Here is a 20,887-nt window from a genome sequence, read left to right as displayed (position 1 = left end):
CGCCCCGCTTCGGCGTCATAGATGCGCCTCGTCGTAGGAATGACCGTGGCGCAGCCCATCGCGCACCCGGTGGGCGATTTCGAGAAACTTCGGGGTTTCGCGGATATCGAGGGTGCGTTCCGAACCGAGGTTGCAATCGATGATCTCGTGGATCCGGCCGGGCCGAGGACTCATGACCACGATCTTGGTGGAAAGGAAAACCGCCTCCGGGATGGAGTGGGTGACAAAGATCACCGTCTTTTGCGTCTTCGCCCAGAGCTTCAGCAGTTCCTCATTGAGGTGATCGCGAACGATTTCGTCGAGCGCACCAAACGGTTCGTCCATCAGCAGCAAATCGGGATCGAAGGAAAGCGCGCGCGCGATGGAGGCGCGCTGCTGCATGCCCCCGGAAAGTTGCCACGGAAACTTCTTCTCGAAACCGGAAAGATTGACCAGCTCCAGGTTCCTGGCAATGCGCTCCTTGCGTTCCGCCTTGGGCACACCCATCACTTCCAGCGGAAGCGATATATTGCCCCCGATCGTGCGCCACGGGTAAAGTGCCGCAGCCTGGAACACATAGCCATAGCCGCGTTTCTGCCGCGCCTCGGATGGCGTCATGCCATTGACGGAGATCGTACCCGAAGTCGGCTGTTCGAGATCGGCGATCACTCGCAACAGCGTAGTCTTGCCGCAGCCGGACGGGCCGATGAAGGAGACGAACTCGCCGCCGTTTACGGCGAGATTGATGTTGGACAAAGCATTGACGGGTCCGTCATTGGTCTGGAAGACCAGCGACAGGTCCTTGACGTCAATCACATTTTTCGGCGCCGCATCTGCCATCGTCTTCGCCTTGGGTCGGAGCGCGACGACTGTCATCAGACGCCTGCCGGAATATTCTTCGGATCGCGTTCCACTCTACGCGGTGCCGTCAATTCCTTCCAAGTGGAAAGTGCACGATTTGCCGGGGCATTGGCTTCGCGTTCGACAAAGCGGCCGCTGCCCGTTGGCGCCAGCACCTCGCCATCCTTGAAGGCGATCTGGCCGCGTGACAGCGTCATGCGCGGCAGGCCGGTTACTTCGATACCCTCGAAGACATTGTAGTCGATGGCGGATTTCTGGGTCTTGGCCGAAATAACCTTTGATGCGTTCGGATCCCAGATGACGATATCCGCATCGGAACCCGGGAGGATCGCCCCCTTACGCGGGTAGATATTGAGAATGCGGGCAATATTGGTGGAGGTAACAGCCACAAATTCATTTGGCGTCAGGCGCCCGGTACGCACGCCCCTGGTCCACAGCACGGGCATGCGGTCTTCGAGCCCGCCCGTGCCATTCGGGATCTTGGTGAAATCGCCCACGCCAAAGCGCTTTTGCTGCGTGGTAAAGGCGCAATGGTCGGTTGCGACAACCTGCAGGCTGCCCGAGGCAAGACCAGCCCACAGACCATCCTGATGGATCTTGTCGCGGAAAGGTGGCGACATCACCCGGCGCGCCGCATAGTCCCAGTCCTCATTCTTGTATTCGCTTTCATCGAGCGTCAGGTGCTGCACCAGCGGCTCGCCATAGACCCGCATGCCCTTTGCCCTGGCACGGCGAATGGCTTCATGCGCCTGCTCACAGGAGACATGCACGATGTAGAGCGGCACCCCGGCCTGATCGGCGATCATGATGGCACGGTTGGCCGCCTCACCCTCGACTTCCGGCGGGCGCGAATAGCCATGGGCTTCCGGACCAGTATTGCCTTCAGCCAGCAGTTTCTGCTGGAGATGCGCAACCACGTCGCCATTTTCCGCATGCACCAGCGGCATGGCGCCGATCTCGGCGCAGCGCATGAACGACGCGAACATCTCGTCATCATCCACCATCAGCGCACCCTTATAGGCCATGAAATGCTTGAAGGTGTTGATACCGCGCTCGACCACTTTCGGCATTTCGTCGAAAACCTGCTTGTTCCAGCTGGTGATCGCCATGTGGAAGGAATAGTCGGTGCGGGCCTTGCCCGCCTTCTGGAACCAATCCTGCAGGGCAACGAGCAGACCATCGGCGCCCGGCAGAACGAAATCGACGACCATGGTTGTGCCACCCGCGAGGGCGGCAGCCGTGCCCGTATCAAAATCGTCGGAGGAATGCGTGCCCATGAAAGGCATTTCAAGATGGGTATGCGGATCTATGCCGCCCGGCATCAGATAGCATCCCGTCGCGTCTATAGTCTCATCGCCGGAAAGATCAGCACCGATGGCGGCGATGGTTTCGCCGCCGATCAGGACATCCGCCTTATAGGTGCGGTCGGCGGCAATGATTGTACCGCCCTTGATCACTTTCGTCGCCATGTGTCCGTTCCCCTTCTTGGTCTTTTTCCGAACATGTTGCCGTATGTTTGAGCTAACTGTTCAGGACTGGATCTCCGCCGTCTCCAGAACCGCATGCAGCAGGACGTCTGCACCCGCCGCAGCCCATTCCTTCGAAATATCTTCATCCTCATTGTGGCTGAGTCCGTCGACGCAGGGGCACATGACCATGGCAGTTGGCGCAACGCGATTGATCCAGCAGGCATCATGACCCGCGCCGGAAACAATATTGCGGTGTGTGTAACCCAGCCGTTCGGCGGCGTTGCGAACGGCGGTCACGCAGCCTTCATTGAAGGTGACCGGATCGAAATGACCGGCCTCCTCGATTGCTATCTCAAGGCCGAGCTCTTTGGCAATCCGCGGCGCCTTCTCCTCGATTTCCGCCTTCATTGCGCTGAGTGTGGCAAGGTCCGGCGAGCGGATATCAACGGTGAAAACCACCCTGCCCGGAATGACGTTGCGCGAGTTCGGATAGACGTCCACATGGCCGATTGCCCCGACGGCACCCGGCTGGTGCGCCATGGCGATGGTATGCACGAGCTCGGTGATGCGCGCCATGCCGAGCCCGGCATTCTTGCGCATCGGCATGGGCGTCGAACCGGTATGGCTTTCCTTGCCGGTCAGGGTGATCTGCAGCCACCACAGGCCCTGGCCATGGGTGACGACGCCTATATCCTTGCCCTCGGCTTCGAGAATAGGGCCCTGCTCGATGTGCAGCTCGAACAGCGCATGCATCTTGCGCGCTCCTACACTCTCGTCGCCCTTCCAGCCGATGCGATCGAGTTCGTCGCCGAACTTCTTGCCCTTGGCGTCCTCGCGATCGTAGGCCCAATCCTGTTCGTGGATGCCGGCAAAAACTCCGGAGGCCAGCATGGCAGGCGCAAAGCGTGTGCCTTCCTCATTGGTCCAATTGACCACGACGATGGGATGTTTGGTCTGGATGTTGAGATCATTCAGTGTACGGATCAGTTCGAGCCCGCCGAGGACGCCAAGCACGCCGTCAAATTTGCCCCCGGTCGGCTGGGTATCGAGATGGCTGCCGACATAGACCGGCAATGCGTCGGGATCGGTCCCCGCACGCGTAAAGAACATATTGCCCATGGTGTCGACGCCCATGGCAAGGCCTGCCTTTTCGCACCAGGACTGGAACAGCCGGCGGCCTTCGCCGTCTTCGTCGGTCAGTGTCTGGCGGTTGTTGCCGCCACGAACGCCCGGTCCGATCTTCGCCATCTCCATCAGACTGTCCCAGAGACGGTCGCCGTTGATCCTGAGATTTCCCGTGAGCGTCATGGCGCAGCTCCTTATGCGAGGTTCTTCAGAACGTCGGCCAGCGTGTCGAAAAGATGCTCGATCTGGCCCTTGCTGATGATGAGCGGCGGCGATAGCGCGATGATATCGCCGGTCGTACGGATGAGCACACCTTTTTCGTAGGCGTCGAGGAAGGCCTGGAACGCGCGCTTGGTCGGTGCGCCGTCGATAGGCTGCAACTCGATGGCGCCGATCAGACCGAGATTGCGGATGTCGATGACATGCGGCAGGCCTTTCAGCGCGTGCAGGGCGTCGCCCCAATATTCCGAAAGATCGGCAGCTCTCGTCATCAGGCCTTCGTCTTCATAGGTATCGAGCGTCGCCAGTGCCGCGGCGCAGGCGATCGGATGGCCGGAATAGGTATAGCCGTGGAACAGCTCGATCATGTTTTCCGGGCCAGTCATGAACGCTTCATAGATCTCCTTCGTAGCGAAGACCGCGCCCATCGGAATCACACCGCTGGTAATGCCCTTGGCCGTGGTTACGAGGTCGGGGATGACGCCGAAATAATCGACGGCAAACGGTGTTCCAAGACGGCCGAAACCGGTGATGACCTCGTCGAAGATCAGCAATATGTCGTGCTTGGTGCAGATCTCGCGCAGGCGCTTCAGGTAACCCTTCGGCGGGATGAGCACACCGGTCGAACCGGCCACCGGCTCGACGATAACCGCAGCGATGTTGGAGGCATCGTGCAGGGCGATAACCTTTTCCAGATCATCGGCAAACTCGACACCAAATTCCGGCTCGCCGCGCGTGTAGGCATTGCGCGCCGGATCGTGCGTATGGCGAATGTGATCGATGCCGCCCAGCGCATTGCCGAAAGTCTTGCGATTACCGGAAATGCCCCCGACGGAAATGCCGCCGAAGCCGACACCATGATAGCCGCGTTCGCGGCCGATCAGCTTGGTCTTGGTGCCGTTACCCTTGGCGCGGTGATAGGCAAGCGCGATTTTCAGCGCCGTATCCACCGATTCCGAACCGGAATTGGTGAAGAATACATGGTCGATCGGCGATGGCAGCATGGCCGCGAGCCGGGCGGCGAGCTCGAACACTTTGGGATGGCCCATCTGGAAAGCGGGCGCGTAGTCGAGTTCGGCAACCTGTTTCTGTACGGCCTCGACGATCTTTGGTCGGGCATGTCCGGCGTTGCAGCACCAGAGCCCGGCCGTTCCATCGAGAATCTCGCGGCCATCATGCGACTTGAAATGCATATCCTTGGCGCTGACCAGGAGACGGGGATTTTGCTTGAACTGCCGGTTTGCCGTGAACGGCATCCAGAACGCATCAAGGTTGTTGGTTCCCAATGCCGGTTGCGACATGTGATCAGGCCTCCAGATTGCGGATGTTACCGCTTGTTTTATGTTCCCGAATGATTGAACCTCTGGCACAATCAAAAACTTGACTACTTGGTCAAAATGCAGGCTAGAAGAGCATAAGAAAGCGGTCAAGCGCTTTGTGGGGTTTTAGAGCAGTTCCGGGATGCGACGAAAGGGCCGGTCGGGCCAGAATCAAAAAGGGATGAGAGGCATGGCGAGGGCCGCAAAGAAAAAGGCGAACGAGACCCCGGAAAAGACGACCCGCATACAAGAGATCAATCGCCGTCTTATTCTTGATGCTGCGCTGGACGTTTTCTCCACTTACGGGTTTCGCGGCACCACGATCGACCAGATCGCGGAGAAAGCCGGCATGTCCAAACCGAACCTCCTCTATTACTTTCCGCGCAAGCAAAACATCTACGTGACCCTGCTGGAGGAGACTCTGGCGGAATGGCTGGCGCCGCTCGCCGAGATCGATCCGGAGGGTGATCCGATCGAACAATTGCGCAAATACATCACGCTGAAGATCAACATGTCGGAGAGCCATCCCGAAGCATCGCGCCTTTTCGCCAACGAAGTGTTGCATGGCGCGCCGGCGATCAGCGATTTTCTCTCCAAACACCTGAAGCCGCTTGTGGACGAGAAGGCCACCGTCATTCGCCGCTGGGTCGGCGAAGGCAAACTCGCGCCGATCGATCCCTACCATCTTATCTTCATGATCTGGGCAACGACCCAGCATTATGCGGATTTCGACGTGCAGGTACGCGCGATCATGGGCAACCAGGTTGGGCGTCCCGGTTTTCGTGAACAGACGGCGCAAGCGGTGTTGAGCATTATTCTCAACGGCATCCGCCCGCGCGCTGTTTAAACAAGAAATCCTACTCCGCCGCCACCTTTGCCATCGGATTGTTCGGGTGCGTCGTCCAGTTGGCATATTCCGGCTGGATCGGCAGCTTGGTGCGCGGATCGACACCGGACGTCATCGGCACCATGCTGATGCAATTGTCGACCGGACAGACATTGACGCAGAGATTGCAGCCGACGCACTCCTCGTCGATCACCTCGAAGTGACGCGCACCGTCGACCATGGAAGTGATCGCCTGGTGAGAGGTATCCTCACAGGCAATGTGGCAGCGGCCGCATTTGATGCAAAGGTCCTGATCGATCTGCGCCTTGGTAATGTAATTGAGGTTGAGATACTGCCAATCCGAGACATTCGGCACGGCAAGTCCCTGGAAATCCTCGATCGTCCGGAAACCGCGCGAATCCATCCAGTCGGATAGGCCGGAAATCATCTCCTGAACGATCTTGAAGCCATAGGTCATTGCCGCGGTGCAGACCTGCACATTGCCGCAGCCGAGCGCGATGAATTCCGCCGCATCGCGCCAGGTAGTAATGCCGCCAATGCCCGAGATTGGCAGGCCCCGCGTTTCGGCATCACGGGCAATTTCCGCCACCATATTGAGCGCAATCGGCTTCACGGCCGGGCCGCAATAGCCGCCATGGGAGCCGCGGCCGTCAATGGAAGGCACCGGAGCAAAATTGTCGAGGTCGACGGAGACGATCGAGTTGATGGTATTGATCAGCGAGACTGCGTCCGTTCCGCCAGATTTTGCCGCGCGCGCCGGCTTGCGGATGTCGGTGATGTTCGGGGTCAGCTTGGTGATAACCGGCATGCGGGTATATTGCTTGCACCAGCGCACGACCATTTCGATATATTCCGGCACTTGGCCGACGGCGGCACCCATGCCGCGCTCGGACATGCCGTGCGGGCAGCCGAAATTCAACTCGATGCCGTCGGAGCCGGTGGCCTCGACCAGCGGCAGGATGGCTTTCCAGGATTCCTCCTCGCAAGGCACCATGATCGAGGCGATGAGGGCGCGATCCGGCCACTTCTTCTTCACCTCGGTCATTTCCCGCAGGTTTACTTCGAGCGGTCGGTCGGTGATGAGTTCGATATTGTTGAAGCCGAGCAAGCGCCGGTCCGGACCGTGGATCGCGCCGTAGCGCGGACCGTTGACATTGACGACCGGCGGCCCCTCTTCGCCGAGGGTCTTCCAGACAACGCCGCCCCAGCCGGCCTTGAAGGCGCGCTCGACATTATAGGCCTTGTCAGTCGGCGGTGCCGAAGCCAGCCAAAATGGGTTTGGAGATTTGATGCCAAGAAAGTTCGATGAAAGATCGGCCATGGTCGTTTCCTTTAGCCGGTGACGTGGCTTGGATGATTGGGGTTCTGCCCCGGTGTGGATGCTCCCTCGGAATTCCCGGCCATGACGGCTTCGACGAAACCGCTGACCTTGTCCGGCTGCTGCATCAGGGTGCGATGAATGGATTCGGCCGCAAGCTTGCCGTCTTGCACCGCCGCGACTGTCAGGTCCTCGCCGCCGGCGATGCAATCGCCGCCCGCCCAGATACCGGGGATCGAGGTTCGACCCTCGTCATCAACGCTGATACGCCCCTTGGACAGTGCAATACCTGCTTCCGTCAGAACGGTTTGAGCCGGCGTCTGGCCGATCGCCTTGAATATCTGGTCGCTGGCCAGCGTAATGCTCTCGCCCGAGGTGCTGAGCCGGCCGTCGGCCATGACGGTGTAGTCCAGCGTAATGCCACAGACTTCGCCATGCGCGTTGCGGGTCAATGCGCGCGGTTGCAGCCAATGGCGGATGATCACGCCGTTTTTCAGTGCAAGTTCCTGCTCATATGCGCTGGCATTCATGTGTTCCGGACCGCGGCGATAGGCGATAATGACATTTTCGGCGCCGAGCAGTTTCGTCTGGACGGCAACGTCGATGGCGGTCATGCCGCCGCCAATGACAACGACATCACGGCCAACCGGGATTTGCGAAAGGTCGTCGCTCTGGCGCAGAACCGAGATGTAGTCCACCGCATCGATGCAACCGGCAGCGTCGTCGCCTTCCAGTCCGAGCTCATTGACGCCGGGAAGGCCCATGCCGAGGAACACCGCATCAAAGCCCGCTCGCAATGCGTCGAGGCTGATATCGCGGCCCAGGGCCTTGTCGTTCTGGATCGTGATGCCGCCGATCTCGAGAATGAAGTCGACTTCCTTCTGGGCAAAATTGTCGACGCTCTTATAGGAGGCGATGCCATATTCATTGAGGCCGCCAGCCTTGGGCCGCGCCTCGAAAATCGTCACGTCGTGGCCATGCATCGCCAGGCGGTGCGCGGCGGACAGCCCTGCCGGTCCGGCGCCGACAATGGCAACGGACTTGCCTGTCGATTCGGCGCGCTTGAAAGGATGCTGGCCATTTGTCATCAGGTGGTCGGTGGCATAGCGCTGCAACAGGCCGATCTTTACCGGCTTGCCTTCGGCGACTTCGCGAACACAGGCCTGTTCGCACAGGGTTTCCGTCGGACAGACGCGGGCACACATGCCGCCAAGGATGTTTTCCGAAAGAATGGTCTTGGCCGATCCGGTGGGATTGTCCGCATTGATCTCGCGAATAAACAGCGGAATGTCGATGCCCGTCGGGCAGGCATTCATGCATGGCGCGTCATAGCAGAAATAGCACCGGTCCGATTCGACAAAGGCTTCATGCCGGGTGAGTGGCGGGTGAAGATCGGAAAACACGTCTGCGTAGGCGTCGGAAGCGAGTCGCCCGGCTCTGACGTCACGGATTCCAGAATCGATCGATCCCATGAAATCGCATCTCCTCTATTGACTTGCGTCCGGTTCCCTGTGGATCGCAGTCATTTTCATGATGGGCCGGTTCGTCCGGCACCTCTCATGCGAAGAATGGCAGATTTTCATAAAAGGTCAAATTTTTTATCAAACGGTCAAGAAAAATTGGCTCGGTAAAAACAGAGCCAGAACATGCAGAGGGACATCAGTCAAATCTGCGCCGCAATGTAATACCGCCAATATTGACGCGGTTGAGTGGCGCCGCGCCGCCGCTGCCACCATAGAGCGCGTTGGATGCGAGATATGACATATTGTAATAGTCGCTGACCCTGATCGTATAGCTCCTACCCTCGACGAGTTTGACCTGAAGGGGTGTTGATTCGCCCCAGATCGTCCAGTTCAACAGATGTGGCATGACGAGGACGGACTTGGCCACCGTATCGGTACCCTGGACGACCTCCATCTGCTTCACCCCCGCTGTTATGCCCGTCGTGGGGTTGTTGAAGTTGTTGCCGTAGGGCAACAAGATATCATAGGTGCCGCTGATGGTTGGCGTGAATGTGAAAGTCAGCACCTCGCCAGGCGTTCCCCAATCGGCCCAGGAATTCCGACCGTGCTCATCGTCTGCGCGTCGCGTGACAGAACCAGGAACCGAGTTGTTGGTCGCATTAAAGGCACCGAGGAATGTCAATCTGCTGTCACCCCAGTAGCACGCGGGATTGGTCCGCTGCGACACGTTCCTCAACCCCCTGTCATATTGCCGTTCCAGCGAATAGCACAATGCCTGATTGCTGGTGCCGGGGTTGGCGGCATTGCTGTCCGGGTCGCTCCAATTGCTGCCGGTGACGCCGGTCGCAACGCGCGTACCATTACGATAGACGCTGATGGTGGTTCCCTCCGGCGTCCCGTCGGTCCAGGACAGATTGACCAAGCCGTCGGCCCCTTTTGTCGCCGCCCAATTGCCTGGCGTCATGTTGAGACTGACCATAGCCGGACCGTAATAGTCGGAGTCTAAGGTTACCTTTGCCGTTCCGCCATTTTCGGTGTTGTCGATCAGGCCGATCTCAAAGATGTTCGGCCCCTCGCTCTTCAGTTGCGCGGCGAGCGTATGTTTCGTCAGATCGAACTGCTGCTCGCCGTCAACGCTCATGGTCTTGATTGTGTAGGCGCCATCCAGGCTCGCGCCCAGTGCGGGCAAATTCACCTTGACCGTGATTTTCTTCCCCCGGTAGTCGAGATTTCTGAGCTGCAACTGCCTGGCGCCATTGAAAACATCCTTGTGCATCTGCTTGGTGATAAAGGGCGCAAAACGAATGCCGGTCTGATCGGTATCCCGCCCAAACACAACATCCAAGACCGCGCCGATATAGCCGCCGGCGGACCATAGTTGCTTGTCCGAATTGATTGCGGGGGTGACAGGCGACAGATTGTCGAACTGGAAGTTCTCCATGTTCGACAGGTTCAACGCCGCGCCATTGACCAGCGTTGCGAAATTGCGGTTGACCACATCGGCATTGCGCCCCTTGGCGGCGGTCTTGATCAGATAGCTGGAAACAAACGGCCAGATCGCCCTGTTATGATAGACGCCGGCGTCTGCTGTTTGCGGCCAGACGACGGCAGCGCCAACAGCCGTATGCGGTAATTTTGCAGGATGCTCGCTGTCCTTTTATCATCGGCAATACCGTCGCCAATGGCCAGCGCTTCACCCAGCAGCTCATAGCGGCGTACCGGCGCCTGATCGAGCTCGGTGGGTTTCATGATGCTGTAGAGACCGGCATCTTCGAGCCAGAGCTCCTTGTTGATTGCCACTTTTAGCTCAGTGGCCCACGCCGCATATTTTTGGGCTGCCTCGGCGATACCCAGTTCGGCGGCCATGCTCGCTGCGACGTCGAGGATTTTCCAGTGGTTCATATTGGTCGAAAGCGCTTTCGACATGGCAATATGCACGACGGTGTCTTTCGTCCACGAAGGATAGGTTTGTTCGCGCCAATCGAGGAACGAGGTCTCGCCGCGATAGAGTCCGTCGCGACCGTCATAAGCGGCGGGACGGTCGCTTTCGATGGTGCTGGCAATTGCCGCATAGGCGGTGTTTAGGAATGCTATCCGGTCCTCACCATCCAGGTATTTGAGCAGTTCGAAGGCGGCGCGCGCCCAGACGACACGGTCGGTACTGATTGGCCAGCTTCCACCACTGCCGGTGTCCTGGACAATTTCGGTCGTACCGGCTCCGGGACCTGTCGTATTGCGATGCGCCGATATTTTGAAAAGCAGGCTGTTCTTGGCAACTTGCGGATCGATCTGCGCAAGCCCGAGGTCGATCGCACAGGATGTGTCCCGCGTCCAGACATAGGTCCACGACGCTCCGGTCTGGAAACAGCCCGCAGTGCCGCCACAGTCGATAGGCTCGTTGCCATTGTAAGCGCCATCCCTGATCTTGCGCACGGTCAGGTCCCCGGCTTCCTGGATCGCCAGGGCAAACAGGCCGTCGAACAATTTGCTGCCAGTGCGGATCACCGGCCGGCCGGCTTGTTCCGTGATGGCAAGCGACTTGCTCTTGCCGCTGCGCTGTTCCTGAGTACTGGTCAACTGGTAGCTGCGCTGCTCACTTGTCGCAGGGCCAGCCATTATAGTTGCCGATTGTTGCCCCAAGGTGACCCCTGCTTGTCCATCGTCCGGATTGACCGGATCAACCTGTAGAGCAGAAGTCGCTACGCATTCTCCGTCCACCAGTGTACCCGCCGTACACTTGACTTCTGGCGTCACCACGCACTTGCCATCCACGAGTGTACCTTGAACGCACGCCTTGGTGACCACGTCCGGCGTCACTATGCACTGGCTGCCGTCCAGGGCGCTCCCCGCAGGGCATTCCTTGACGGTGACGTCCGGCGTCACCACGCACTTGCCGTCGACGAAGGTACCCTGCTCACAGGCGGCAAACGTGCCGGATGGGTTGTTTTGCTTCACCGAATTGTCTGATTCGTTGCAACCAGCAAGCATGATACAGCCGAGCAAAGCGGCAAGCGCAAACCTGTTCAACGGCATGAATTCCTCCCGAAATCAATAAAGTATCGTTCTTATGAAAATGTGTGCCCTGGGGTTCAACACCCGAGGACAGGCAATAAAATAGGGTCACCGCACCGGGCAAATCGAGTGAAAGCACTCGGTATATAAAAATACGGTTCTAGTCTCCCAGGCAAAATTCAATCGATTTGATAGCTGTTTTTGCGCCCTTGCGTCAATGAGACCAAGGTATATGACCGTCTGACCCAAGACGATGACGGCGCAGTCTCCGTGGTTCGGGTTGTCTTGGCTGGCCCTTACTCAGCAGCGAGCGGCGGCTGCGAGATGACTTCGAGCAGCTCGCGGTTGAGCCGCGCTTCCTCTTCGGCCTTGGGCTTGGAGAACCCTGCCAGCAGCAGATAGGCGACCGGGGTCAGGAACAATGTCGAGGCGGTTGCCATGCCAAGGCCGCCCACGATGACCCAGCCGAGTGCAATACGGGCTTCGGCACCTGCGCCGCTGGCGAGCACCAGCGGGACACCGCCAAGAATGGCGCAGAGCATGGTCATCACGACGGGCCGCAGGCGAATATTCGACGCCTCCTCGATCGCCTGCCGAACACTTCTGCCCTGATCGCGCAGATGATTGGCGAATTCAACGATCAGAATGCCATTCTTGGCCATGATACCGACAAGCAGAACCAGCCCGATCTGGCTGTAGACATTCATGCTCGTGCCCGTCAGCAGCATTGCGTACACCGCGCAGGCAAGGCCGAGCGGCACTGTTGCCATGACGATGACGGCACTGATGAAGCTCTCGAACTGGGCAGCCAGAACCAGGAGGATAATGAGGAGGGCGAACCCGAACGTGATCGCCATGCTGGAAGAGTTTTCACCCAGCGTCGCCGCTTCGGCGAGCGGGATGAGACGGTATCCGGGTGGCAGCAACGGGGCTGCGACTTCCTGCGCGACCCTGTAGGCATCGCCGAGCGCGAAGTCGGAGCGCAGACCCGACGTTATGGCGACGGAGCGCATCTGCTGTTCACGCGTCAGCGCCGGGGGGACGGCAACTTCGGCGAGCTTTGCAATCGTCGACATCGGGACAAAACGTCCGTCTCCGGTCCGCAGGAAGACATTTTCCAGATCAGTCGGATCGTTGATCGGATTGGTCGTCGAGACGAGCTTCACGTCGAAACTGCGGTCTTCAATGTAGACGGAGCCGATCTTGTAGCCGTCGAGTACCGACTGCAACGCCTGAGCAAGGCCCGTGATATCAATCCCCAGATCGGAGGCACGCTCGCGGTCGATCGACACAGCCAATTGTGGCTGCGTCGGCTCGTTGGTAAGCCGCGGGCGATCGAAGCGGCTGTCCTTTTCCAGCTCTGACACCAGCTTTGCAGCCGTCGTGCCCAGCTCAGAATAGCTGGTACCGACAACGGCAAATTGCAGCCCATTGCCCGCCCCGCGAATGCCAAGCGAATTCGGCTGAGCCGCGAAAACCTGGATGCCGGGAACGTTACGCACGCGCCTCGAAACGTCGGTGATGATTTCCTGCTGGCTTCTCGCCCGGTCTTTCCACGTGGCGAGACTGAGCACCATGAAGCCGCGGTTGGTATTGCCGTTCTGGCCGGCTATGGAGAAAGTGTTCTGGATCTCGCCGGAATCGCGCAACGGCTGGATCAGGGTCTCGATCTTCCGCATCTCGTCACCAAGATATTCAAGGCTGACGCCCTGCGGAGCAGTAATGCGCAGGAAGGCGGACGCGCGGTCTTCGGGCGGCGTCAATTCCTGCTTGAGCAAGGAAAAGGCGCCAAATGCACCGCCGGCAAACAGCAGCGATATCACGACGACAATCCATGGACCCGCCAGGCAGGCATGCAGCAGGCGGCGATAGAGTCCGCCCAGCCATCCGCCGATACGGGCCACCAGCCCCGGCGCGCGCGTAACGTCCTCATGCTTGGCTTCGCTCACGCTCAGCAGCCGTGAGGCAAGCATGGGGCAAAGGGTCAGCGCAACCACCGCGGACAGAAGCACGCAGATTGCAAGCACGAAGCCGAACTCGCGGAAGAGGCCGCCAGTCTGCCCCGGCAGGAAGGAGAGTGGCACAAAGACGGCTGCAAGCGTCACAGTGGTTGCCACGACCGCAAAGAACACCTCTTGCGTGCCAAGGACCGCTGCGGCGCGCGGGCCCATCCCCTGATTGCGCCGGCGCACAATATTCTCAAGCACGACGATCGCATCGTCGACCACAAGGCCCGTGGCCAGAACGAGCGCGAGCAATGTCAGAATATTGATCGAAAACCCGGCGAGATAAATGGCCGAGATCGTGCCGATCAGCGCGACCGGCAGGGCGACAGCCGGGATCAGGGTGGCGCGAATATCCCACAGGAACAGATAGATGATCAGGATGATGATGATGACCGACACCCCGAGCGCGATCTCCACCTCGTGTACCGCGCCGTTGACGAAATCGGCATCGTCGCTGGTCACGCGAATGTCTACGCCTTCGGGCAAGGTCTTCTGGAGCTGCGCGACGGCAGCGCGAACCCCTGTGGATATGTCGAGCGTATTCGACTGCGCCTGGCGGATAATACCAAGGCCGATGCCGGCCTTGCCATTGGCGCGCAAGGTCGAGGTGCCAATATCGGGACCCATCGTCACCGTTGCCACATCGCGGATCTTGGTCTGCCCCTTGATGATGATGTTTTCGAAATCCTCCGGCGTCTGCACCGGCGCCTGTGCCCGCACCACGATGCTTTGATCGTTGCTGTTGAGCTGTCCCGCCGGTGTATCGAAGGCCATCGTGTTCAGAGCGTTGCGAATGTCTGCAATATTCATACCAAGGCTGGCGACTTTGCCCTGATTGATGTCGATCCGAAAAATCTTGCTGCGATTGCCATTGATCTGGACATCGGCGACGCCCGGTACCGAAGCAAGCACATCCTCGATCTGATCCTCGACAAGAACCGTCATGTCCTCCACCGCCATGATGTTGGAGGTGACAGCAAGACGCATGACAGCATCCGAGTTCGCGTCCGCCTTGACGATGCGCGGAGGATCGGCGTCGTCCGGCAGTGTGTTGCTGATACGGCTGATCGCATCGCGCATGTCGGCGGCAGCGACATTGAGATCCACATCATCGTTGAATTCGACGGTGACGCGGCTATTGCCGAACGAGGAGCTGGACGAGATGGATTTGACCCCGGAGACACGCGAAACCGCGCCTTCGATGGCCGACGTCAGCTCGCGATCCACGGTCTCGGCCGCAGCTGATTCGAAATCCGTCGAAACGGTGACGACCGGACGATCGACATCGGGCAGCTCGCGCACATCGACACCGTAATAGGCGGCAAGGCCGGCAACGACGATCAGGGCGTTGAGCACCAGCGCCATGACCGGACGGCGAATAAAAAGCGCTGTGAAGTCAGCCTGGCTCTGGGACGTGTTCACGGGAAGTCACCCCTGCTCGCCGGCGGAAGCCAACGGTCCTTCGTTCGTGCTGCTGTCCTTGGGAGCTGGCTGCCCCTGAATCTGGACAAGCTCCCCCTGCCGGACCGACTGCACACCCTCGGCAACGATCTGATCGCCGGGCTCGATGGCCGCATCGACCAGCACCGAGGCAGTATTGCGCTGCACGACACGCACCGGCACGCGCGCCGCCTTATTGTCGGTGATCTTCCAGACATAGGCACCGTCGGTGCCCCACTGGATGGCCAGAGGATCAACGGTAGGATAGGTGTCGCCGGGAAAACCGATCGATATCTGAAATGCCATGCCTTCGCGCAAGGCATCGTTCGGATTGGTGATCTTGGCCTGAACGTGCAGCGTGCGGCTTGCCGGATCGACACGGTTGTCGATGGCGCTGATCGCGCCCTTGAAGGTTTCACCCGGACGGGCGATCGATGTCGCCGTTACCGGCAGATCGATGGTGATGGCCGGCGCAAAACGTTCCGGAACCCAGAAATCGACCAGGAGGTCGGATCGGTCATCAATCATCGCGACCGTGGTCGTTGTCGTGATGTAGTTACCCGCATTGATCGGCAGGATGCCGACAATACCGCCGATTGGGGCTTTGATGGCACGGCGATCCAGCGCGAGTTCGGCCTCGCGAACGTTGAGAGCGGCATTGTCGACGGCCAGTTCAGCTTCCGAAAGCTGAACGGCAGATACTGTGTTACTCAAGCGCAGGCTTTCCGCGCGGCTGAGCTTGGTCTGTGCGTCTTTCAGGGCAACCCGCGCCTTATCGACGAGGATGGCTTCTGCTTCGGAATCAAGGCGGGCAATCACATCGCCGTCTTTCACTTTGGTCCCGGATGCCACGAGAATCTCGGTCAAGCGGCCGGCTGTGAACGGGGTGACTGCTACCGAACTCTTCGCCTTACCGGTACCGATCGCCGTCAGCCGGTCGTTGATCTTGGACTCCGCTGCAGTGCGCACGACAACCAGCGGTAGCGCCTGTCCGCTGCGCCTTTGCCCCTGACGGCCCTTGGCTGGTTCTGTCGCTGCCGTTGCATTGCGATCTATACCCGCCTTTTTCAAAAGGTCATTCGCACCGGGAAACAGGAACAGCCAGCCAGCTCCAGCGGCAACCAGAATCACCAACGCCAAAGCCAATTGCTTCCAAACCTTCATATACCACTCCAAAACGCCGGTCCCGCAACAAAAGCAGAGCCAGCGTGACATTGATTATACCCTAACGCGCGCTACAGCGCGAACACGTGCTGGTTGCAGGATAAAGAGCTTTGATGCCTCCGTTAATGACAATTCGGTGAGGTTACAAAGATTTAATGGAAGTGAGCGCAGGTGAACGGATCGCCAAATTTGGCCGGATTCGCTGGTCTCTGCTTGATGGTGCGTTTCTGCCGTGCAAGATGATGGATGAAGAATTCGTAAGGAAAGCAGTCGATGGCGACGAAGACCGATATTGCACGGCGTGTGTTCAACCACACGTGGAAACTCGATCCGATCGTCCGTAGCCTGCTCGACACGGATTTCTACAAATTGCTGATGCTGCAGATGATATGGGGCGTCTATCCGAAGGTGGATGCGACTTTCACGCTGATCAACCGCACGACCAAGGTGCGTCTTTCCGATGAAATCGATGAACAGGAGTTGCGCGAGCAGCTCGATCATGCCCGGACGGTCCGGTTTTCCAAGAAGGAGATGATCTGGCTCGGCGGTAACACGTTCTATGGCAAGCGGCAGATTTTCGAACCGGATTTTCTCGAATGGCTGTCGAATTTCCAGCTGCCGGAATATGAGCTCACCCGGCGTGACGGCCAGTATGAGCTGAATTTCTACGGCCCGTGGATGTATACCACCATGTGGGAGATTCCGGCGCTGACCATTATCAACGAATTGCGCTCGCGCGCCGCCATGAAAAAGATGGGACGCTTCGAGCTTGATGTTCTCTATGCCCGTGCCAAGGCCAAGATGTGGGCGAAGGTGGAACGCCTGCGCGCGCTCCCCGATATCCGGATTTCCGATTTCGGCACGCGCCGCCGCCATTCCTTCCTCTGGCAGCGCTGGTGCGTCGAAGCGTTGAAGGAAGGCATCGGCGAAGCCTTTACCGGCACGAGCAATGTGCTGATGGCGATGGACAACGACCTGGAAGCCCTCGGCACCAATGCGCATGAACTGCCGATGGTGCTTGCTGCCTTGAGCACCACAAAGGCAGAACTGCTGAAATCACCCTACAAGGTGCTGCAGGACTGGAATCGTTACTATGGCGGCAATTTGCTCATCGTATTGCCGGACGCGTTCGGCACAGCCGCATTTCTGCGCGATGCCCCGGACTGGGTGGCGGACTGGACCGGTTTTCGACCCGACAGCGCACCACCGATCGAAGGCGGAGAGAAAATTCTTGCCTGGTGGCGGGCGAGGGGCAAGGACCCGCGCCAGAAGCTTCTGGTGTTTTCCGATGGGCTCGACGTCGATACGATCGAGGAGACCTATCATCACTTCAGAGGCAAGGTGCGCATGAGTTTTGGTTGGGGAACCAATCTCACCAATGATTTCGAAGATTGCGCGCCCCGTTACAACGACCGCCTGAATGCGATCTCACTTGTCTGCAAGGTCAGTGAGGCCAATGGCCGTCCGGCTGTCAAGCTTTCCGACAATCCGAAAAAGGCCACGGGCGATCCGGCGGAAATCAAACGTTATCTGGAGTTGTTTGGAGCGGTGGACCGCGTGGAACAGGCCGTCAAGGTCTAGAAGCAATTTCCGGCCGAATAGGTCCGTTCTGCCGGGGCATTCGCGGACAAGGTCAAGGGGTTTGGCAAGGCCGATATGGATGCATCGGCCCTGCCATCTTCCGCGTCTAGATCGTTTACTACTGCAGCATAACGGTGCGCAGTTCGTGTTCCTGCGCGCCGACAAGAACGTTGTCGCGTTCATCCGAAAGCACAATCGGGTCGCCATTGGCGGCAAAGAGCGCCCAGAGCTCGACACCGGGGGTCATTGGCGGAAGAGCCGGAAAACTGTGGGCGAGGTCATCGGTTTTGACCTTGCGCATGTAGGCGACCTGTCCGGCGCCAAGGCGCGCGAATTCGAGTTCGCTCAGGAGATTCTTGTGAACAGAGTTTTGCATATTAGCCTCCGTGTTCGGACAGTCTTTTTCCAAGCCCTGTCCTGTTAGAGCTACGATCAGTCCTGTACCGCGATGTTGATGCGCTTGACCAATCGTTCGGGTTCCGGACGGTCGAGATCGATCGACAGAAGCCCATTCTTCAAAGTGGCGGCGCTGACACGCATTCCATCAGCAAGAACGAAAATGCGCTGGAACTGACGTGCGGCTATGCCACGATGCAAATATTCACGCTCGCCTTCATCGGCCTGCCTGCCGCGAATGACCAGTTGATTGTCTTCCGTGGTCACTTCGAGATCGTCGTTCGAGAAACCCGCAACGGCGAGAACAATTCGAAGCTGTTCACAGTCATTCTTGCCGCGGATACGCTCGATATTGTAAGGCGGATAGCCGTCGCCGGATTTGGCAATGCGCTCCAGCGTCTTTTCCATCGAGTCGAAACCAAGCAGCAAGGGGCTTGAAAATGGTGTCATTCGTGTCATTTGTGCAGTCCTTGAGAGAAGCGACCTAAAAGCAAAACCCGTGATCTTGTCCGATCGTTGATGGCATTTCACTTCTGTCCTTTGATATGGTCGATAGAATCTCAGAGTTCAAGAGAGTGCCGGTTTTCCGGTGATAGAAAGTAAGAAATGACGCGTAAAATCATAATCGATACCGATCCGGGACAGGATGATGCACTGGCGATTCTTCTTGCCTTTGCCAGTCCGGAACTGGATGTACTCGGCATCACCGCCGTTGCGGGCAATGTGCCGCTGGCCTTGACCGAGTTGAATGCGCGGAAAATCTGCGAGCTGGCCGGCCGTTCTGACGCCAAAGTCTTTGCCGGTGCGGACCGCCCGCTGATGCGCCCCCTGATCACGGCTGAACATGTGCATGGCAAGACCGGGCTTGATGGTCCTGACTTGCCTGAACCGGCAATGCCATTGCAGACGCAGCACGCCGTCGATTTCATTATCGAGACGCTGCGCAATGAGGAGGCAGGAAGTGTCACTCTCTGCGCGCTCGGGCCTCTCACGAACATTGCCCATGTGCTGATCCGCGCACCGGAATTGGCCTCTCATATCCGCGAGATCGTCCTGATGGGCGGCGGGTTCTTCGAAGGCGGCAATATTACGCCAACGGCGGAGTTCAATATCTATGTCGATCCGCAGGCGGCACAGATCGTATTGCAGTCCGGTGTTCCGGTGGCTATCCTGCCGCTGGACGTGACGCACAAGGCATTGACGACCGCCCGGCGCGTCGACCGTTTCCGCGCCATGGGAACAAGGTCGGGCGATGCCTGCGTAGCTCTGCTCGAGTTTTTCGAACGGTTCGACGAGGAGAAATATGGCAGGGATGGCGGCCCGCTGCACGACCCGAACGTGATTGCTTACCTGCTGAAGCCTGAGCTTTATGGCGGCAGGCGCTGCAATGTAATGGTCGATGCCACCAACGAACTAACGCTCGGCATGACGGTGGTCGACTGGTGGGGCGTGACGGACCGTCCGAGCAACGCCTTCTACATTCGCGATGTGAATGATGAGGAATTCTTCGATCTGCTGATCGAGCGGATATCGCGCCTGCCGTGAGGTGAACCCCTCCGAAACCGCCATCGCCGGATCACCTACCCGCTCGGGCAAGTCACGAAAAGTTGAGCCCACGTAAACCATCGGTCAGCAAATTCCGGACAAAATTCGCCCGGGCGAGTAATGTCCGGCAGGCGGACAGCAGGAAACTTGAGGTTTGCTATGCTGACACGGCGCGGTGTTCTGATGGGTCTTTTTGCAACAGCTCTGGCACCAAAGGCCGCGCTGGCAAGGCCCAAGCGGAAGATTTTCGTCCTCGATCCGGAGTACCGGCCGCAATATGTTTTCTTCGATTCATCCTATAGGCCGGGGACAGTGGTAATCGACCCGCGCGGCCGGTTTCTTTACCTGATTGAAGACGAATTCACCGCGCGCCGCTACGGTATAGGCGTCGGGCGGGCTGGCCGCGCCTTCCACGGCGTTGCCAGAGTTGGCCGCAAGGAAAAATGGCCGCGCTGGATGCCAACCAAGAACATGATCCGGCGCCAGCCGGAGAAATATGCGCGGTACGCCGGAGGCGTAGCGGGCGGGCGAAACAATCCTCTCGGTGCCCGCGCGCTCTATCTCTACCGGAACGGCCGCGATACCTATTACCGCATCCACGGAACAACCGAACCCTGGACTATCGGACGCGCCGTATCCAATGGCTGTATCCGCATGGTCAACGAACATGTGATGGATTTGTACGCGCGTGTACCGGTCGGCGCACGTGTCGTGGTGATCTGACGGCTGAATAGTTTTACCGCATTGCTGCTGTGCGTGGTTCGACACGCACATTGCTGATGCCAGTGGGGATCTAGGCCGCTACGCTTTCCTTTTGCGTGTCGGGAGCCAGGGTTATTTCCAGGCCGTTCAGCTCCTCGCTCATGATCAGCTGGCAGGAGAGCCGGGAATTGTCCTCGACGTGAAAGGTCACGTCGAGCTGGTCGATTTCCTCGTCCTGCGGCTCGTAGAGCTTTTCCGCCCAATCCTGATCGACATAGACATGGCAGGTGCCGCAGGCGCAGGCGCCGCCGCATTCTGCCTTGATGTCGAGACCCCAATCGCGAATGACCTCCATGACGCGGAAACCCTCGAGGGCTTCCAGCGTATGGCGCTTGCCGTGCTGATCGGTGACGTGGATGTAGAGGGATTCTGAGCTCATCA

At 58.7% G+C, this 20,887-nt stretch carries 17 protein-coding genes; 4 read left to right on the top strand and 13 right to left on the bottom strand.

Annotation, left to right across the window (positions count from 1 at the left end):
• Nucleotides 1-15: 15 nt before the first annotated feature.
• From CU103_RS02570 to aptA, 4 genes are read right to left on the bottom strand one after another with little or no spacing between them, the layout of a single operon-like run.
• A complete protein-coding gene (locus CU103_RS02570; protein WP_106662325.1) occupies nucleotides 16-855 on the bottom strand; it encodes an ABC transporter ATP-binding protein in 840 nt (279 codons plus the stop codon).
• Nucleotides 855-2,309 (bottom strand): dihydropyrimidinase, encoded by a 1,455-nt coding sequence (gene hydA / locus CU103_RS02565; protein ID WP_106662324.1) that lies wholly within the window; start codon nucleotides 2,307-2,309, stop codon nucleotides 855-857. Before hydA ends, CU103_RS02570 begins: the two co-directional genes overlap by 1 nt.
• A 60-nt stretch (nucleotides 2,310-2,369) precedes the next feature.
• Nucleotides 2,370-3,617, bottom strand: coding sequence for a Zn-dependent hydrolase (locus CU103_RS02560; protein ID WP_106662323.1), 1,248 nt, complete (start codon nucleotides 3,615-3,617; stop codon nucleotides 2,370-2,372).
• Nucleotides 3,618-3,628: 11 nt separating this feature from the next.
• On the bottom strand, nucleotides 3,629-4,954 hold the full coding sequence (gene aptA / locus CU103_RS02555; RefSeq protein ID WP_106662322.1) for an omega-aminotransferase AptA: 1,326 nt from the start codon (nucleotides 4,952-4,954) through the stop codon (nucleotides 3,629-3,631).
• Nucleotides 4,955-5,162: 208 nt separating this feature from the next.
• On the opposite strand from aptA, the gene rutR reads away from it, so the two are divergent.
• Complete coding sequence (gene rutR / locus CU103_RS02550; protein WP_106662321.1) at nucleotides 5,163-5,819, top strand: HTH-type transcriptional regulator RutR; 657 nt, start codon at nucleotides 5,163-5,165, stop codon at nucleotides 5,817-5,819.
• A gap of 10 nt (nucleotides 5,820-5,829) precedes the next feature.
• On the opposite strand, the gene preA is transcribed toward rutR, so the two are convergent.
• The 6 genes from preA to CU103_RS02520 all read right to left on the bottom strand — a co-directional run bounded on the left by preA (nucleotide 5,830) and on the right by CU103_RS02520 (nucleotide 16,222).
• Nucleotides 5,830-7,140: an NAD-dependent dihydropyrimidine dehydrogenase subunit PreA gene (gene preA, locus CU103_RS02545; RefSeq protein ID WP_106662320.1), complete on the bottom strand. Its 1,311-nt coding sequence runs from the start codon at nucleotides 7,138-7,140 to the stop codon at nucleotides 5,830-5,832.
• Between the two features lie 11 nt (nucleotides 7,141-7,151).
• Complete coding sequence (locus tag CU103_RS02540; protein ID WP_106662319.1) at nucleotides 7,152-8,609, bottom strand: NAD(P)-dependent oxidoreductase; 1,458 nt, start codon at nucleotides 8,607-8,609, stop codon at nucleotides 7,152-7,154.
• A 187-nt stretch (nucleotides 8,610-8,796) separates the two neighbouring features.
• A complete protein-coding gene (locus tag CU103_RS02535) occupies nucleotides 8,797-10,098 on the bottom strand; it encodes a hypothetical protein (protein ID WP_106662318.1) in 1,302 nt (433 codons plus the stop codon).
• 32 nt (nucleotides 10,099-10,130) lie between these two features.
• The gene (locus tag CU103_RS02530; protein ID WP_106662317.1) at nucleotides 10,131-11,633 is read right to left on the bottom strand and encodes an alpha-L-rhamnosidase-related protein; all 1,503 of its coding nucleotides are present in this window, start codon (nucleotides 11,631-11,633) and stop codon (nucleotides 10,131-10,133) included.
• A 275-nt stretch (nucleotides 11,634-11,908) separates the two neighbouring features.
• Nucleotides 11,909-15,040 carry an efflux RND transporter permease subunit gene (locus CU103_RS02525; protein ID WP_106662316.1) on the bottom strand — a complete coding sequence of 1,044 codons (3,132 nt, stop codon included), beginning with the start codon at nucleotides 15,038-15,040 and terminating at the stop codon, nucleotides 11,909-11,911.
• Nucleotides 15,041-15,046: 6 nt separating this feature from the next.
• Nucleotides 15,047-16,222 (bottom strand): efflux RND transporter periplasmic adaptor subunit, encoded by a 1,176-nt coding sequence (locus CU103_RS02520; RefSeq protein WP_106662315.1) that lies wholly within the window; start codon nucleotides 16,220-16,222, stop codon nucleotides 15,047-15,049.
• Between the two features lie 273 nt (nucleotides 16,223-16,495).
• On the opposite strand from CU103_RS02520, the gene pncB reads away from it, so the two are divergent.
• Nucleotides 16,496-17,803 (top strand): nicotinate phosphoribosyltransferase, encoded by a 1,308-nt coding sequence (pncB, locus tag CU103_RS02515; protein WP_106662314.1) that lies wholly within the window; start codon nucleotides 16,496-16,498, stop codon nucleotides 17,801-17,803.
• Nucleotides 17,804-17,921: 118 nt separating this feature from the next.
• Here pncB and CU103_RS02510 read toward each other — a convergent pair whose 3' ends face one another.
• On the bottom strand, nucleotides 17,922-18,179 hold the full coding sequence (locus CU103_RS02510; RefSeq protein WP_100000676.1) for a BQ00720 family protein: 258 nt from the start codon (nucleotides 18,177-18,179) through the stop codon (nucleotides 17,922-17,924).
• Nucleotides 18,180-18,235: 56 nt separating this feature from the next.
• Nucleotides 18,236-18,658, bottom strand: a complete 423-nt coding sequence (locus tag CU103_RS02505) for an Hsp20 family protein (RefSeq protein WP_106662313.1) — start codon at nucleotides 18,656-18,658, stop codon at nucleotides 18,236-18,238.
• A gap of 147 nt (nucleotides 18,659-18,805) precedes the next feature.
• Here CU103_RS02505 and CU103_RS02500 point away from each other — a divergent pair, with 147 nt between their 5' ends.
• A complete protein-coding gene (locus tag CU103_RS02500; RefSeq protein ID WP_106662312.1) occupies nucleotides 18,806-19,744 on the top strand; it encodes a nucleoside hydrolase in 939 nt (312 codons plus the stop codon).
• A gap of 159 nt (nucleotides 19,745-19,903) precedes the next feature.
• Complete coding sequence (locus CU103_RS02495) at nucleotides 19,904-20,467, top strand: L,D-transpeptidase (RefSeq protein WP_106662311.1); 564 nt, start codon at nucleotides 19,904-19,906, stop codon at nucleotides 20,465-20,467.
• A 70-nt stretch (nucleotides 20,468-20,537) separates the two neighbouring features.
• Here the strand turns inward: CU103_RS02495 and CU103_RS02490 are convergent, their stop codons facing one another.
• A complete protein-coding gene (locus tag CU103_RS02490; protein WP_106662310.1) occupies nucleotides 20,538-20,885 on the bottom strand; it encodes a 2Fe-2S iron-sulfur cluster-binding protein in 348 nt (115 codons plus the stop codon).
• Nucleotides 20,886-20,887: the final 2 nt, after the last annotated feature.

The sequence above is a fragment of the Phyllobacterium sophorae genome, from assembly GCF_003010965.1.
GTDB classification, from domain to species: domain Bacteria; phylum Pseudomonadota; class Alphaproteobacteria; order Rhizobiales; family Rhizobiaceae; genus Phyllobacterium; species Phyllobacterium sophorae.
This window is presented reverse-complemented; position numbering and strand designations above follow the sequence as displayed.

What these genes read in the sequence shown, in the direction of transcription:
- CU103_RS02505 (WP_106662313.1), bottom strand. Translation starts at nt 18,658, where the DNA reads ATGACACGAATGACACCATTTTCAAGCCCCTTGCTGCTTGGTTTCGAC.
- CU103_RS02500 (WP_106662312.1), top strand. Translation starts at nt 18,806, where the DNA reads ATGACGCGTAAAATCATAATCGATACCGATCCGGGACAGGATGATGCA.
- hydA (WP_106662324.1), bottom strand. Translation starts at nt 2,309, where the DNA reads ATGGCGACGAAAGTGATCAAGGGCGGTACAATCATTGCCGCCGACCGC.
- aptA (WP_106662322.1), bottom strand. Translation starts at nt 4,954, where the DNA reads ATGTCGCAACCGGCATTGGGAACCAACAACCTTGATGCGTTCTGGATG.
- CU103_RS02490 (WP_106662310.1), bottom strand. Translation starts at nt 20,885, where the DNA reads ATGAGCTCAGAATCCCTCTACATCCACGTCACCGATCAGCACGGCAAG.
- rutR (WP_106662321.1), top strand. Translation starts at nt 5,163, where the DNA reads ATGGCGAGGGCCGCAAAGAAAAAGGCGAACGAGACCCCGGAAAAGACG.
- CU103_RS02560 (WP_106662323.1), bottom strand. Translation starts at nt 3,617, where the DNA reads ATGACGCTCACGGGAAATCTCAGGATCAACGGCGACCGTCTCTGGGAC.
- CU103_RS02540 (WP_106662319.1), bottom strand. Translation starts at nt 8,609, where the DNA reads ATGGGATCGATCGATTCTGGAATCCGTGACGTCAGAGCCGGGCGACTC.
- CU103_RS02495 (WP_106662311.1), top strand. Translation starts at nt 19,904, where the DNA reads ATGCTGACACGGCGCGGTGTTCTGATGGGTCTTTTTGCAACAGCTCTG.
- CU103_RS02570 (WP_106662325.1), bottom strand. Translation starts at nt 855, where the DNA reads ATGACAGTCGTCGCGCTCCGACCCAAGGCGAAGACGATGGCAGATGCG.
- preA (WP_106662320.1), bottom strand. Translation starts at nt 7,140, where the DNA reads ATGGCCGATCTTTCATCGAACTTTCTTGGCATCAAATCTCCAAACCCA.
- pncB (WP_106662314.1), top strand. Translation starts at nt 16,496, where the DNA reads ATGGCGACGAAGACCGATATTGCACGGCGTGTGTTCAACCACACGTGG.
- CU103_RS02510 (WP_100000676.1), bottom strand. Translation starts at nt 18,179, where the DNA reads ATGCAAAACTCTGTTCACAAGAATCTCCTGAGCGAACTCGAATTCGCG.
- CU103_RS02530 (WP_106662317.1), bottom strand. Translation starts at nt 11,633, where the DNA reads ATGCCGTTGAACAGGTTTGCGCTTGCCGCTTTGCTCGGCTGTATCATG.
- CU103_RS02520 (WP_106662315.1), bottom strand. Translation starts at nt 16,222, where the DNA reads ATGAAGGTTTGGAAGCAATTGGCTTTGGCGTTGGTGATTCTGGTTGCC.